This window comes from Stutzerimonas sp. KH-1, from assembly GCF_054483855.1.
Window position 1 is genome coordinate 693,428 of sequence record NZ_CM137011.1, and the last position, 13,937, is coordinate 707,364.

A 13,937-nucleotide genomic window follows, 5' to 3' on the forward strand; every position below is an offset into this window, starting at 1 on the left:
GTCATCCGATGAACTGGACATGGTTTCACAAGCTGGGTTCACCCAAGTGGTTCTACGAGATCAGCGGGCGCTGGCTGCCCTGGCTGGGGTGGGCTGCGGTATTGCTGATCGGCGTCGGCACGGTCTGGGGGCTGGCGTTCGCACCGGAGGATTATCAGCAGGGCAATAGCTTCAGGATCATCTACATTCATGTTCCCGCAGCATTTCTGGCCCAGTCCATCTACGTGATGCTCGCCGTCGCCGGCGTGGTCGGGTTGGTCTGGAAGATGAAGCTCGCCGACGTTGCGCTGCAGCAGGCGGCCCCCATTGGCGCCTGGATGACCTTTATCGCACTGCTGACCGGTGCGGTCTGGGGCAAGCCGACCTGGGGCGCCTGGTGGGTCTGGGATGCACGCCTCACCTCGATGCTGATTCTGCTGTTCCTGTATTTCGGTGTCATCGCGTTGGGCCAGGCAATCAGCAACCGCGACAGTGCTGCCAAGGCCTGCGCCGTGCTGGCGATCGTCGGCGTGGTGAACATTCCGATCATCAAGTACTCGGTCGAGTGGTGGAACACGCTTCATCAGCCGGCCACATTCAAGGTCACCGAGAAGCCTGCGATGCCGGTAGAGATGTGGCTGCCGTTGCTGATCATGGTGATCGGCTTCTACTGCTTCTTTACCGCGGTGTTGCTCATGCGCATGCGCCTGGAAGTCCTTCGCCGTGAATCGCGTGCCAGCTGGGTGAAGACCGAGGTCAAGGCTCTGGTGGGAAACAACTCGTGAACTTTTCTTCCTTCGCCGAATTCATCGCCATGGGCAATCATGGCGTGTATGTCTGGACTTCCTACGGCATAAGCCTGGCGGTCCTGATTCTCAATGTCGTGCTGCCGGCCCTCTCGCGCCGGCGCTATCTGCAAGATGAGGCGCGTCGTTTGCGCCGGGAGGAGTCGAAGTGAATCCGGTGCGCAAGAAGCGTCTTTTCATCGTCCTGGCGATTCTCGCCGGTGTCGGTATTGCCGTGGCGCTGGCGTTGTCCGCTCTGCAGCAGAACATCAACCTGTTCTACACACCGACCCAGATCGCGGCGGGAGAGGCGCCGGAAGGCACGCGTATCCGCGCCGGCGGGCTGGTCGAGGAAGGCTCGGTACGGCGCACCAACGATTCACTCAGCGTATCGTTCCGAGTGACCGACGGAGTGGAGACGGTGACCATCAGCTATCAGGGCATCCTCCCCGATCTGTTCCGCGAAGGGCAGGGCATCGTCGCATTGGGTCGGGTCAATGCCGATGGTGTCCTGGTCGCCGATGAGGTGCTGGCCAAGCACGACGAGAATTACATGCCGCCCGAAGTGACCCAGGCGCTGGAGCAGAGCGGCATGATGAAACACTACGAAGGCGGCAAGAAGGAGTACGCGAAATGATTCCCGAGCTCGGCCACCTGGCGATGATTCTTGCGTTGTGCCTGGCGGTCGTGCAGGCGACGCTGCCACTGATCGGCGCCTGGCGGGGTGACCGGCAGTGGATGGGGCTGGCGCAGCCGGCGGCCTGGGGGCAGTTCGCGTTTCTCGCATTCGCCTTCATCTGCCTGACCTATGCCTTCATGGTCGATGATTTCTCGGTCGCCTATGTCGCTCAGAATTCGAATAGTGCGCTGCCGTGGTACTACAAGTTCAGCGCGGTCTGGGGTGCCCACGAGGGTTCACTGCTGCTCTGGGCATTCATCCTCGCCGGCTGGACCTTCGCCGTGTCGATCTTCTCCCGCCAGCTGCCGGAAGACATGCTCGCCCGGGTACTTGGTGTGATGGGGCTGATCAGCATCGGCTTTCTGTTGTTTCTGATCGTCACTTCCAACCCGTTTGAGCGGCTGCTGCCGCAATCGCCGATGGACGGTCGGGATCTCAACCCGCTGCTGCAGGACTTCGGTCTGATCGTTCATCCGCCGATGCTGTACATGGGCTACGTCGGCTTTTCCGTGGCATTCGCATTCGCCATCGCCGCGCTGCTGGGCGGGCGGCTCGACGCCGCCTGGGCTCGCTGGTCGCGTCCCTGGACCCTGGTGGCCTGGGCCTTCCTCGGGCTGGGTATCGCGCTGGGGTCCTGGTGGGCGTACTACGAGCTGGGCTGGGGTGGCTGGTGGTTCTGGGATCCGGTGGAAAACGCCTCCTTCATGCCGTGGCTGGTCGGCACCGCGCTGATCCATTCGCTGGCAGTCACCGAGAAGCGCGGCGTATTCAAGAGCTGGACGGTGCTGCTGGCCATTGCCGCGTTCTCCCTGAGTCTGCTCGGCACCTTCCTGGTCCGCTCCGGCGTGCTGACATCGGTACACGCATTCGCTACCGATCCGGAGCGCGGCGTATTCATTCTGGTTTTCCTGCTGATGGTGGTGGGGGGCTCCCTGACCCTGTTCGCCCTGCGCGCCCCGGTGGTCAAGAGTCAGGTCGGTTTCGGCCTTTGGTCCCGTGAAACGCTGCTGCTGGTGAACAACCTGCTGCTGGTCGTTGCGACTGCCATGATTCTCCTGGGCACGCTGTATCCGCTGCTGCTCGACGCGCTGTCCGGCGCCAAGCTTTCGGTCGGCCCGCCGTACTTCAACGCGATGTTCGTTCCGTTGGTAGCGGCGCTGATGTTGGCCCTGGCCGTAGGCATCCTTGTCCGTTGGAAAGACACCCCATTCAAGTGGCTGCTCGGCATGCTCACGCCGGTGTTGATCGCCAGCGTGATCCTCGGCGGCCTGGGTTCGCTGTTGTTCGGCGATTTCAACTGGGCGGTACTGGCGGTGTGTCTGCTTGGGGCCTGGGTGGTGCTGGCCAGTGCTCGCGATCTGCTCGACAAGACCCGTCACAAGGGGCTGGTCAAGGGTATGCGCAGTCTGTCGCCGAGCTATTGGGGCATGCACTTGGCGCATATTGGCCTGGTCGTCTGTGCCATCGGTGTCGTGTTGACCAGCCACCAGAGCGCTGAGCGCGATCTGCGGCTGGCGCCCGGCGAATCGCTGGAGCTGGGTGGCTATCGGTTCGTCTTCGAAGGCGCCGTGCACCATGAGGGGCCGAATTTCACTTCGGACAAGGCGACTATCCGCGTGCTCGATGGCGACAAGCAGGTTGCCACGCTGCATCCCGAGAAACGCCTCTATACCGTGCAGCAGATGCCGATGACCGAGGCGGGCATCGATGCCGGCTTCACCCGTGACCTCTATGTGGCGCTGGGTGAGCCATTGGATGGCGGCGCCTGGGCGGTACGAGTGCATATCAAGCCGTTCGTGCGCTGGATCTGGCTCGGCGGTCTGATGATGGCGTTCGGCGGTGTGCTGGCGGCCAGCGACCGCCGCTATCGAGTGAAGGTCAAGACCCGGGTGCGCGAAGCTCTCGGCATGGCGGCACAAGGAGCCTGATGTGAAAAGACTGTTGATGCTGCTGCCACTGGTGGTCTTTCTGATCATCGCGGTGTTTCTCTATCGCGGCTTGTTCCTTGATCCGTCGGAGCTGCCCTCGGCGTTGATCGGCAAGCCGGTACCGTCGTTCTCGCTTCCTTCGGTGGAGGATGAGCAGCGTCTGATCAGCCAGGACGACCTCAAGGGCAAGCCGGCGTTGCTCAACGTGTGGGCGACCTGGTGCGTCGCATGCAAGGTCGAGCACCCTGTGCTCAACCGTCTCGCAGCGCAGGGTGTGGTGATCCATGGCGTCAACTACAAGGACGACAACGCGGCGGCGCAGAAGTGGCTGAACGAGTTCCACGACCCCTATCAACTGAACATTCGCGACGAGCAGGGCAGCCTGGGGCTGGACCTGGGCGTCTACGGCGCGCCGGAGACTTTCCTGATCGACAAGCAGGGTGTCATTCGCCACAAGTTCGTAGGGGTGATAGACGATCAGGTCTGGCGTGAGCAGCTGGCGGCGCTCTATCAGGAGCTGGTGGACGAATGAAACGACTGATCCACGCCGTACTTCTCGGGCTTGCGCTGGTGACCAGCGCGCAGGGCGCAATCGATACCTATGAGTTTCGTGACGAGGCCGAGCGTGAGCGTTATCGCACCCTGACCGAAGAGCTGCGCTGCCCGAAGTGCCAGAACCAGAACATCGCTGACTCGAACGCACCGATTGCCATGGACCTGCGCCAAGAAATCTTCCGCATGCTCGAAGAGGGGCAGAGCAACGAGCAGATCGTGGATTACCTGGTCGAGCGCTATGGCGATTTCGTTCGATACAAGCCGCCGATGAATGCCAAGACCATGCTGCTCTGGTATGGGCCCGTCGCGCTGCTGGTGCTGGGTTTTGGCGTACTGGCGGTCATTCTGGTTCGTCGTCGCCGGTTCGAGAAAGCCCCCGCATCGCACACTCTCTCCGAGACAGAACGCGAACGTCTCGCCAAGCTGTTGGATAAAAAAGAACCATGATCGATTTCTGGATTGCCGCCGCCGGCTTGCTGCTGGTGGCGCTGGCCTTTCTCCTGCTCCCGATTCTGCGCGGCCGCCGTGCCCAGGCAGAAGAAGACCGCACCGCGCTCAATGTGGCGTTGTATGAGGAGCGCATGGCAGAGCTCACCGCCCAGCACGAGGCCGGCACGTTGAGTGCCGAGCAGCTTGAGGCGGGGCGAGCGGATGCCGCTCGTGAGTTGCTTGAGGATACCGAAGAGAGCGGTGCACCGCGCACGGCCAGGCTTGGTCGCAGCGTCCCGCTGGTCGCGGCGCTTCTGGTGCCGCTGATGGGCTATGGCCTATACCTGCATTGGGGCGCCAGCGACAAGGTGCAGCTGGCGCGACAGTTCAGCGAGCAGCCGCGCACCGTCGAGGAAATGACCGCACGCCTCGAACAGGCAGTGAAGGCGCAGCCGGACTCGGCCGAGGCCTGGTACTTCCTTGGCCGCACCTACATGAACCAGGAGCGTCCAGCGGATGCGGCGAAGGCTTTCGCCCAGGTTGTCGAGCTTGCCGGGCGTCAGCCGGAGCTGCTCGGTCAGTGGGCGCAGGCGTTGTACTTCGCGCGGAATCGGCAATGGACTCCTGACCTGCAGGCGCTGACCGACGAAGCGCTGCGGGGAGATCCTCAGGAGGTAACCAGCCTTGGGCTGCTCGGAATTGCGGCGTTCGAAGAGGCGCGTTATGCCGATGCGGTACGCTTCTGGGAGCAGCTGGTCGCTGCGCTTCCGGAGAACGATCCGTCGCGGGAGGCGATTCGGGGAGGAATCAACCGCGCTCGTGAGCAGCTCGGTGAGCCTGCCGAAACGGCGTCACAGCCTGAGGTAGCGGGCATCACGCTGCAGGTCGAGGTCCAGCTCGATCCTGAGGTGGCCAAGGCTGTTTCGCCGCAGGACAGCGTATTCGTTTTCGCACGTGCCGTCGCCGGACCGCCTGCTCCGCTCGCGGCCAAGCGCCTGACGGTCGCCGATCTACCGGCGTCGATCAGCCTGAGCGATGCCGATGCGATGATCCCGTCCCTGAAGATATCCAGTGTCGAGCAGGTAGTGCTGATGGCCAGGATTTCCAGCACAGGTGATGCAACCAAAGGCGAGTGGATGGGTCGAAGCGAGGCGCTCGACACCAAGGGTGAAGAGCGGACCGTACGACTCGTCATCGATCGTGCCGAAACTCCCTGACGCCCAAGAGAGACAAATGACTGCGAAGCCAACCCTTGGACGCCGCGCGTTCCGGACTACCTGGCAACACGCCGTGCTGGTAGGGTTGAGCGTGTTGCTCGGCGCTTGCGCGGGGACCCCCTACGAGTCGAGCCCTCAGCCGCCCGCGGCGAAGCCGGTACCGCGCGCCCCCGAACCGAGTGCTCCGGTCATTTCGCCGCCACCGATCAAGGCGCCGCCTGCACCGCGCGCGCCTGCGACCCAGAAAAGCCATCCTCGTTATGCGCCGCCGCCGCATGTTGCGGCGCACTGGGATAACCGGCTCGGGGTGTACGTCGTCGAAGGACGCGAGCTGTACTATCGGGAGCGTCTTTACTATCGCTGGGATGGGGATTGGTTCTGTGCCGGTCAGCCTGATGGCCCCTGGGAGCCAGTGGCGCCGCCAAGCGTCCCGCCGGGCTTGCGCAACCGCCACTGAATCTCTCGGTCGCGGTAGCGTCAGTGTAGTTTTTGGTGACGCGGTCTAAAGGCCGTCGGGAGGTGGCCGATATAGCTGGAGCACCGTTGGTGAATACCTCTCAGCTGGTTCGGCATAAGCCGTCGTATCGGGCACAGCCCCCGGAGTCGAGCATGAACGCTTCCGTCAAACGCCTTGAAGAAACTGGTTCTGCTTTGCGCGACGCGCTCAGCCAGCAGGATTGGGCGGCGATCAGTATGCTCGACCGGGAATGCCGCAATGCCGTCGACGACGTGATGAAGGACTCGGAGCGCGACAACGTTGTGCTTCGCCAGCGCCTCCAGGAGCTACTTGAGCTCTACCGCGAAATGGTCAGCACTTGTCAGGTCGAGCAGCGGCGGATTGCCGGCGAGCTGCGGCAGCTGAACCAATCGCAGCAAGGGGCGAAGGTGTATCAGCTGTTCGGCTGAACCGCGGCATGTGCTCTGCTGGGGTGCATGCCTGCTGGCGGCGCGTCCAGGTGTCTGGGATGCCAATAGCGGCCTCATCAAAGCATTACAAAGTGTGTGGCATTATGTCGCCACGCCTTTTTCGAATAGCTCAAGTCTGTCGGCTACTGTCGCGTAGTTGACGTCTAATCACGCTAACGTGTGTCTAATATTCCCTCCCTGCTGTAACTCGTCGCACAAAGCGCTGATTTTCCGCTTGTTCTTTGGTCGTTATTTCACGCCATAAATTTGACTCAGTTCATTTTTTCATTAATCTAGCTTCCATCTGCCATAAATGTGATCGCCTTTATTTCCATGGATGCGAGCGCAGGCTTTCTTTTCAGCCTCTTAGAGCCCTATAAACAAGATGTGGCGTGAAACCAAAATTTTGTTGATAGACGATGATCGAGACCGCCGCCGAGACCTGGCGGTCATCCTGAACTTCCTCAGCGAAGATCATCTGGCTTGTTCCAGTAGCGAGTGGCAGGAGGCGGTTGCTGGCCTGGAGTCCAGTCGTGCTGTCATCGGTGTCTTGCTCGGCGATGTCAGTGCTCGTGGGGGGGCGGTCGAGCTGATCAAACAGATGGGCAAGTGGGACGAGAATGTTCCCTTGATGCTCATTGGCGAGCCAGCACCGGCTGACTGGCCGGAAGAGATACGCCGTCGGGTGCTGACCAGCCTGGAGATGCCACCCAGCTATAACAAGCTGCTCGATTCCCTGCATCGCGCACAGATCTATCGGGAGATGTACGATCAGGCCAAATCCCGAGGCCGGCAGCGTGAGCCGAATCTGTTTCGTAGCCTGGTCGGCACCAGTCGTGCGGTACAGCATGTCCGGCAAATGATGCAGCAGGTCGCCGACACTGAGGCAAGCGTGCTCATCCTCGGTGAGTCCGGAACCGGCAAGGAAGTCGTCGCGCGCAATCTGCATTACCACTCCAAGCGCCGGCAGGGCCCGTTCGTCCCCGTCAACTGTGGTGCGATTCCCGCAGAGCTTCTCGAGAGCGAACTGTTCGGTCACGAAAAAGGCGCCTTTACCGGAGCCATTACGGCTCGTTCAGGGCGTTTCGAGCTGGCCGAGGGCGGAACCCTGTTCCTCGATGAGATCGGTGACATGCCGCTGCCGATGCAGGTCAAGCTGCTGCGCGTTCTGCAAGAGCGCACCTTCGAGCGGGTGGGCAGCAACCGTACTCAGAGCGCGGATGTGCGCATCATCGCAGCCACCCACAAGAACCTGGAAAAAATGATCGAGGAGGGGACCTTTCGCGAGGATCTCTACTATCGACTCAACGTTTTCCCGATCGAGATGGCGCCTCTGCGCGAGCGTGTCGAAGATATCCCCCTGTTGATGAACGAGCTGATCTCGCGCATGGAGCATGAGAAGCGCGGTTCCATCCGCTTCAATTCGGCTGCGATCATGTCGTTGTGCCGACATGACTGGCCGGGCAATGTTCGTGAGCTGGCCAACCTCGTCGAGCGCATGGCAATCATGCATCCCTATGGCGTTATCGGTGTGATGGAACTGCCGAAGAAATTTCGCCATGTCGACGATGATGACGAGCAATACGCCACCAGCCTCAACGAGGAAATGGAGGAGCGCGCGGCCATCAGCGCACCAATGGTCGTCCCGGAAGCTCAGGCGATGCTGCCGGTGGAGGGACTGGATCTCAAGGAATACCTCGGCAATCTCGAGCAGGGTTTGATCCATCAGGCGTTGGAAGACGCTGGCGGCGTTGTGGCGCGTGCTGCCGAGCGCCTGCGTATTCGGCGAACCACGCTGGTGGAAAAGATGCGCAAGTACGGCATGAATCGTCGGGATGACGAGGCGGAATAGCACCTGCCAAGCCAGTCAAGGCCGCCTGATCGGGCGGCCTTTTTCATTGCAGCGTTAGCTGTCCGCTGATCTCTGATGGGCACGAAGATTGCTCGCCTCCACTCACTGACCATCTTTTGACAGGCGTGAGTGAATCTTGAAAGCTGTCACCGAGCCTTCCATCGGGCCGTGCGAGCGCAACGACGAGCGTACCCTGGCGCAGTCTTTGAGGCTGTTCGATCGGATCTCTGGCCAACTGAGCGAATCCGAGGACCTGTTGCATACGCGGGTCGCCGAGCTTCAGGGGCGGCTGGCCGAAGCTGGCGAGCTGCGACGCCAGGAATTCGAAGAGAAGGAACGACTGGCGCAGCGGCTACGGAACGTGCTCGACCTGCTGCCGGGCGGTGTAGTCGTGATCGACGGCCAAGGCGTGGTATGCGATGCCAATCCGGTGGCGTTGGAGTTGCTTGGGGAGCCGCTAACGGGCGCCTTGTGGCGTGAGGTGATCGCGCGCAGCTTCGCACCGCGTCGCGACGACGGCCACGAGATTTCCTTGCGCAGCGGGCGCCGGCTTTCCATCGCCACGCGCTCGCTTAGTGGCGAGCCGGGACAGCTGGTGCTGCTGACCGATCTCACTGAAACTCGTCGTCTGCAGGATCAGTTGGCTCGCCATGAGCGGTTGTCTGCGCTCGGGCGGATGGTTGCGTCGCTTGCGCATCAGGTACGCACGCCGCTGTCCAGTGCGCTGCTGTATGCCAGTCACCTGGAGCAGGGCGGACTCAGCGCGGAGCTGCAGCAGCGCTTCGCCGGAAATATCAAGGCGCGGTTGCACGAGCTTGAGCATCAGGTCCGAGACATGCTGGTGTTCGCGCGAGGGGACCTTCCGCTGAATGATCGGCTGAGCCCGTTCGCGTTGATGGCTGCCCTGCGCTCGGCGGCCGATAGCCAGGTTCAGGGTGCCGCGGTGCGTTGGCAGTGCGAAGTACGTGACGGTGAGCTGCTCTGCAATCGTGACACGCTGGTTGGCGCGCTGCTGAATCTGATCGAGAACGCGCGACAGGCCAGCAACGGCGACCTTCGCCTGAAAGTCCACTTCTATCGCCGCGCCTCGACGTTGCGCATCTGTATCAGCGACAACGGCTGCGGAATAGCCGCCGATGTCCTGGCGCGCCTCGGCGAACCCTTTTTCACTACTCGCGCGACCGGAACCGGCCTGGGGCTGGCAGTGGCACAGGCGGTTGCCCGAGCGCATCGGGGTGGGCTGCAGCTCCGATCACGCCCGGGGCGGGGCACCTGTGCCTTGCTGACGCTGCCTTTGCTCCCACGAGTCGGACCGGAGTGATCATGACTGCCAAGATTCTGCTGGTCGAGGATGATCACGCGCTGCGCGAAGCGCTGGGCGATACGCTTCAGCTGGCTGGCCATCCATATCGCGCGGTCGATTGTGCCGAGGCTGCGTTAGCTGCCCTGCAGCAGGAACCATTCGGCCTGGTGATCAGTGACGTGAATATGCCGGGTATGGATGGCCACGAGTTGCTGGCCTTGATTCGGCAGTATCACCCGCAGGTTCCGGTGCTGTTGATGACCGCCTTCGGGGCTGTTGCGCGGGCCGTCGATGCCATGCGGCAGGGGGCGGCGGACTATCTGGTCAAGCCGTTCGAGCCGCAGATTCTGCTTGAGTTGGTCGATCGGCACGTCGCCGGTGTGTGCGGGTCCGGGCAGGCTGACGGGCCGGTGGCATGCGAGCCAGCCAGCCAGCAGTTGCTGGGCCTTGCTTCGCGGGTTGCGCAAAGCGATTCGACGGTACTGATCTCCGGTGAATCAGGGACCGGCAAGGAGGTGCTGGCGCGCTACATCCACCAGCATTCGCCACGTGCCGGCAAACCTTTTGTCGCGATCAACTGTGCGGCGATCCCTGACAACATGCTGGAGGCGACCTTGTTCGGGCATGAGAAAGGCGCATTCACCGGCGCCATCGCCAGCCAGCCGGGGAAGTTCGAGCAGGCTGATGGCGGCACGCTGCTGCTTGACGAGATTTCCGAGATGCCCCTGGCACTGCAGGCCAAGCTGCTGCGTGTGTTGCAGGAGCGCGAGGTTGAGCGGGTCGGTGCACGCAAGGCCATCGCCCTGGATATTCGCGTACTGGCGACTACCAACCGCGACCTGGCCGGCGAGGTGGCAGCGGGTCGCTTCCGTGAAGATCTGTTCTATCGACTGTCGGTGTTCCCGCTGGCCTGGCCGCCGCTGCGTCAGCGGCCGGCGGACATCCTGCCGCTGGCGGAGCGCTTGCTGGCCAATCATGCGCGCAAGATGCGCCAGCCGCCGGCGAGGCTGTCCTCGGCTGCGCAGCGTTGCCTGATCGAGTACGCCTGGCCGGGCAATGTGCGCGAGCTGGACAACGCCGTCCAGCGCGCGCTGATACTTCAGCAGGGTGGCCTGATCCAGCCTCAGGACCTGTGCCTCTCGGTGCCAGGCATGCTGTCAGGCGGCGTCGCGGCTCCAGTCTCACTGCCGGCATGCGCGGAGTCCGTCCCGCCGATCGCCGAAGTCGCCTCGGCTCTGGGCGATGACCTGCGCCGCCGGGAGTTTCAGCTGATCATCGATACCTTGCGTGCCGAACGTGGGCGCCGCAAGGAAACCGCCGATCGGCTAGGCATCAGCGCCCGCACCCTGCGCTACAAGCTCGCGCAGATGCGCGATGCCGGGGTCGACGTCGAGGCAGAGCTCTACACCAGCTGAGCCTCCGGCATCGCTCTGGTAAGCTGCCGCCATCACGCAATGGAGAATGGCAGGTGCACGAACAATTCTGGCAGGAGCGTTGGGCTCGCAACGAGATCGGTTTCCACCTCGACGATGTGCATCCAGGTCTGCGGCGCCACTGGCCTGCGCTCGCGCTTCCGGCGGGGGCGACAGTCCTGGTGCCGCTGTGCGGCAAGAGTCTGGACCTCGCCTGGCTGGCCGGTCAGGGGCATCGGGTTCTGGGCGTGGAGCTGAGCGAGAAGGCTGTCCAGGCATTCTTCAGCGAGCAGCGGTTGGAGCCCAGCGTATCCTGCGAGGGAGCCTTTAAGGTCTATCGCTGCGGCGCACTCGAGATCCGCTGCGGAGACTTTTTCGCGCTTGCGCCTGACGACGTTGCGGGGTGTCGAGCTGTCTATGATCGCGCCGCACTGATTGCGCTGCCGCCTGCCATGCGACAGCGCTATGCCGAGCAGTTGACCGCTATCCTGCCGGCAGGCTGCCAACAACTGCTGGTCACGTTGGATTATGAACAATCCGAGATGGATGGCCCGCCGTTCGCGGTCGATCATCGTGAAGTGAATGCGCTCTATGCTTCGGCGTGGGAGATCGAGCAACTGGAAGCCAAGGAAGTGCTGCAGAACAATCCGCGCATGCGCGAGCGGGGTCTGCAGCGCCTCGAAGAGCAGTTCTATCGGTTGCAGCGGAAATGACCGTCCGCTGCGGGCCGATCAGCTTTCGGCCTGCAGGCGGCGGATGAAGCTGTCGGCTTCGTCGATCGCGCGCTGCATGTCATTCATGAGCTGATCGACATTGCCCTGCAGCGTTCGGTACTCGCCGTGCAATGAGCTGATGGCGCGCGCGTTGAGGTTGTGCTTGAGGAACAGCACCTGATCGCGCAATACGCTCAAGACCGGCTCGATACGCTGCTCAGCTGCCTTCATGCGCTGTATCAGGCTTCGGTACTCGGCTCGGGTCCGGCTGAGCTCCTTGGCACTGGCAGCCTTCAGGCTGGCATTGCTGTACTGCTTGAGCTCGCTTTCCCATTCCTTGAACAGCGCTTCGGCGACGTCCTCGATGTCTTCGATGCGCGTGCGCACGTCTCGGGCGCTCGCCACGCTAGCCTCGTACTCGCGATTCAGCGCGTCGTAACGTTTCTCCAGGTCGCCGCCTTTGACCTCGACAACGCTGCGGTAGCGCGCCAGCGCGTCCTTGAATTGCTCCTTGGCCTGTTGTTGCGAGTCTCTTGCATCCTCGACCCGGTCGACCAGGATGTCGCGCTTGTGGATGCCCGCCTTTTCCATTGCCGAGTAGTAGGCGCTCTGGCAGCCGGCAAGCGCGAGCAGGGCACAACAAATGAACATCAGACGGCGCATGGCGATTCCTTGTATGCGGTGACGGGTCTGCATGGGACCAACGAAAAGGGCGACTTACGTCGCCCTTGCTGTATCGATGCGCTGTCAGCCGCGCTGACGCAAGGCCTCGATACGGTCTTCCAGCGGCGGGTGCGTCATGAACAGACCGGCCAGGCCATGCTTTAGCGAACCGTTGATGCCGAACGCTTTGAGTGTATCGGGCATATGCACCGGCAGGCCCTGCTCGGCGCGCAGGCGCTGCAGGGCGCCTATCATCGCAGTCGTGCCGGCCAGCTGAGCCCCTGCCTCATCGGCGCGATACTCGCGTTTGCGTGAGAACCACATGACGATGATGCTGGCGAGCAGGCCGAGTACCAGTTCGGCGAAAATCGTCGCGACGAAGTAGCCGATACCATGGCCGTCTTCGTTCTTCAGGATCGCCTTGTCGACGAAGTTGCCGAAGATGCGTGCGAAGAACATCACGAAGGTGTTTACCACGCCTTGGATCAGCGCCAGGGTGACCATGTCGCCATTGGCAACGTGGCCGATTTCATGGGCCAGCACCGCCTTAACTTCGTCAGGAGAGAACCGCTCGAGCAGGCCCTGACTCACGGCGACCAGCGCATCGTTCCGGTTCCAGCCGGTGGCGAACGCGTTGGCCTCATAGGCTGGGAAAATACCGACTTCGGGCATCTTGATGCCGGCATCGCGGGAAAGCTGCTCGACAGTCTGCAGTAGCCACTGCTCATGACGGGTGCGCGGCTGGCTGATGATCTCGGTGCCGGTGCTCATCTTGGCCATCCACTTCGAGATGAACAGCGATATGAGCGATCCGGCGAAGCCGAACACCGCACAGAAAACCAGCAGGCTGCCGTAGTTCTGCCCCGTATAGCGATCGACCCCGAGCAACTTCAGGGTGATGCTGGCAATGACCAGGACCGCAAGGTTGGTGGCCAGGAACAAGAAAATGCGCATCATGTTGCGGCAGACTCCAGGGTAGGAATGGAAGAACGATAGGCTATATAAGGCGCGCCCTTGAGCTATTCAACCGAACGACTATTTCAAGCTATGTCGCTTACGTGCCAAGGCTGGAGTGCTGCGGCGAGCCGGGATCGTTCTCGAACAACAAGCGGGCTAGATGGGCGATGCGTTCGCTGTGTCCGCTTTTCAGCGCGTCGCGAAGCTGGTGGGCGAGGCTGGCCTGGATGCGCAATACGCTGGGAGGCAGGGTGCGGTCGTCCGGTGACTGCCTGGGAACGGCGCGCGTGAGCCGGATGAAGCCCTTCTCGGTAAGCACGGCCTGGTCCAGGGCTTGGAACTGGATGGTACTTTCGAAGCGCAGATAACCTTCGTCGGCGAGCCAGAGCAGGGCGCCCAGACAGCTCTGATGGCGTTTGGAGGGAAGGCCGAATTCATCCGGCTCTTCCCGCCCGATCAGGTCTTCCACGTAGAGCGCGATCTTGCGCGGAAACGCCTGGTACAGCGCGAGCAGGCTGCCCGCGGCGTCCCTGTAGAAGTCGTCGATCTGCAGATCCAT

General features: G+C 62.1%; 16 protein-coding genes. 13 read left to right on the forward strand and 3 right to left on the reverse strand.

All coding sequences use genetic code 11. The features are described 5' to 3' along the window. Positions 1-8 precede the first annotated feature (8 nt). From ACX1DW_RS03460 to ACX1DW_RS03520, 13 genes are all read left to right on the forward strand, one after another. Positions 9-764: a heme ABC transporter permease gene (locus ACX1DW_RS03460; protein ID WP_063539827.1), complete on the forward strand. Its 756-nt coding sequence runs from the start codon at positions 9-11 to the stop codon at positions 762-764. Continuing rightward, complete coding sequence (ccmD, locus tag ACX1DW_RS03465) at positions 761-937, forward strand: heme exporter protein CcmD (RefSeq protein ID WP_063539826.1); 177 nt, start codon at positions 761-763, stop codon at positions 935-937. Before ACX1DW_RS03460 ends, ccmD begins: the two co-directional genes overlap by 4 nt. After that, positions 934-1,401, forward strand: coding sequence for a cytochrome c maturation protein CcmE (gene ccmE, locus ACX1DW_RS03470; RefSeq protein ID WP_458992782.1), 468 nt, complete (start codon positions 934-936; stop codon positions 1,399-1,401). Before ccmD ends, ccmE begins: the two co-directional genes overlap by 4 nt. Then, positions 1,398-3,371, forward strand: coding sequence for a heme lyase CcmF/NrfE family subunit (locus ACX1DW_RS03475; RefSeq protein WP_133456701.1), 1,974 nt, complete (start codon positions 1,398-1,400; stop codon positions 3,369-3,371). The genes ccmE and ACX1DW_RS03475 overlap by 4 nt, the downstream gene beginning before the upstream one ends. 1 nt (position 3,372) lies before the next feature. Then, positions 3,373-3,903 (forward strand): DsbE family thiol:disulfide interchange protein, encoded by a 531-nt coding sequence (locus ACX1DW_RS03480; protein ID WP_063539823.1) that lies wholly within the window; start codon positions 3,373-3,375, stop codon positions 3,901-3,903. Beyond that, a complete protein-coding gene (locus ACX1DW_RS03485) occupies positions 3,900-4,373 on the forward strand; it encodes a cytochrome c-type biogenesis protein (RefSeq protein ID WP_063539822.1) in 474 nt (157 codons plus the stop codon). Before ACX1DW_RS03480 ends, ACX1DW_RS03485 begins: the two co-directional genes overlap by 4 nt. Next, on the forward strand, positions 4,370-5,572 hold the full coding sequence (gene ccmI / locus ACX1DW_RS03490; protein WP_458992783.1) for a c-type cytochrome biogenesis protein CcmI: 1,203 nt from the start codon (positions 4,370-4,372) through the stop codon (positions 5,570-5,572). Before ACX1DW_RS03485 ends, ccmI begins: the two co-directional genes overlap by 4 nt. Before the next feature lie 16 nt (positions 5,573-5,588). Beyond that, positions 5,589-6,029, forward strand: a complete 441-nt coding sequence (locus tag ACX1DW_RS03495; RefSeq protein ID WP_073865888.1) for a hypothetical protein — start codon at positions 5,589-5,591, stop codon at positions 6,027-6,029. Between the two features lie 152 nt (positions 6,030-6,181). After that, complete coding sequence (fliT, locus tag ACX1DW_RS03500; RefSeq protein ID WP_110776534.1) at positions 6,182-6,478, forward strand: flagellar protein FliT; 297 nt, start codon at positions 6,182-6,184, stop codon at positions 6,476-6,478. Positions 6,479-6,863: 385 nt separating this feature from the next. Further along, positions 6,864-8,330 (forward strand): sigma-54 dependent transcriptional regulator, encoded by a 1,467-nt coding sequence (locus ACX1DW_RS03505; protein WP_133456703.1) that lies wholly within the window; start codon positions 6,864-6,866, stop codon positions 8,328-8,330. A 193-nt stretch (positions 8,331-8,523) separates the two neighbouring features. Beyond that, positions 8,524-9,651, forward strand: coding sequence for a sensor histidine kinase (locus ACX1DW_RS03510; protein WP_458993441.1), 1,128 nt, complete (start codon positions 8,524-8,526; stop codon positions 9,649-9,651). A 2-nt stretch (positions 9,652-9,653) separates the two neighbouring features. Beyond that, a complete protein-coding gene (locus ACX1DW_RS03515) occupies positions 9,654-11,048 on the forward strand; it encodes a sigma-54-dependent transcriptional regulator (protein ID WP_458992784.1) in 1,395 nt (464 codons plus the stop codon). Positions 11,049-11,101: 53 nt separating this feature from the next. Beyond that, entirely contained in the window at positions 11,102-11,758 is a 657-nt protein-coding gene (locus ACX1DW_RS03520; RefSeq protein WP_458992785.1) for a thiopurine S-methyltransferase, read from the forward strand. An 18-nt stretch (positions 11,759-11,776) separates the two neighbouring features. Here ACX1DW_RS03520 and ACX1DW_RS03525 read toward each other — a convergent pair whose 3' ends face one another. The 3 genes from ACX1DW_RS03525 to ACX1DW_RS03535 form a co-directional block, all read right to left on the reverse strand. After that, positions 11,777-12,421: a DUF2959 domain-containing protein gene (locus ACX1DW_RS03525; protein WP_458992786.1), complete on the reverse strand. Its 645-nt coding sequence runs from the start codon at positions 12,419-12,421 to the stop codon at positions 11,777-11,779. A gap of 84 nt (positions 12,422-12,505) precedes the next feature. After that, positions 12,506-13,378 carry a protease HtpX gene (gene htpX, locus ACX1DW_RS03530; RefSeq protein ID WP_063539814.1) on the reverse strand — a complete coding sequence of 291 codons (873 nt, stop codon included), beginning with the start codon at positions 13,376-13,378 and terminating at the stop codon, positions 12,506-12,508. A gap of 97 nt (positions 13,379-13,475) precedes the next feature. Beyond that, positions 13,476-13,937 carry a hypothetical protein gene (locus ACX1DW_RS03535; RefSeq protein WP_253750603.1) on the reverse strand — a complete coding sequence of 154 codons (462 nt, stop codon included), beginning with the start codon at positions 13,935-13,937 and terminating at the stop codon, positions 13,476-13,478.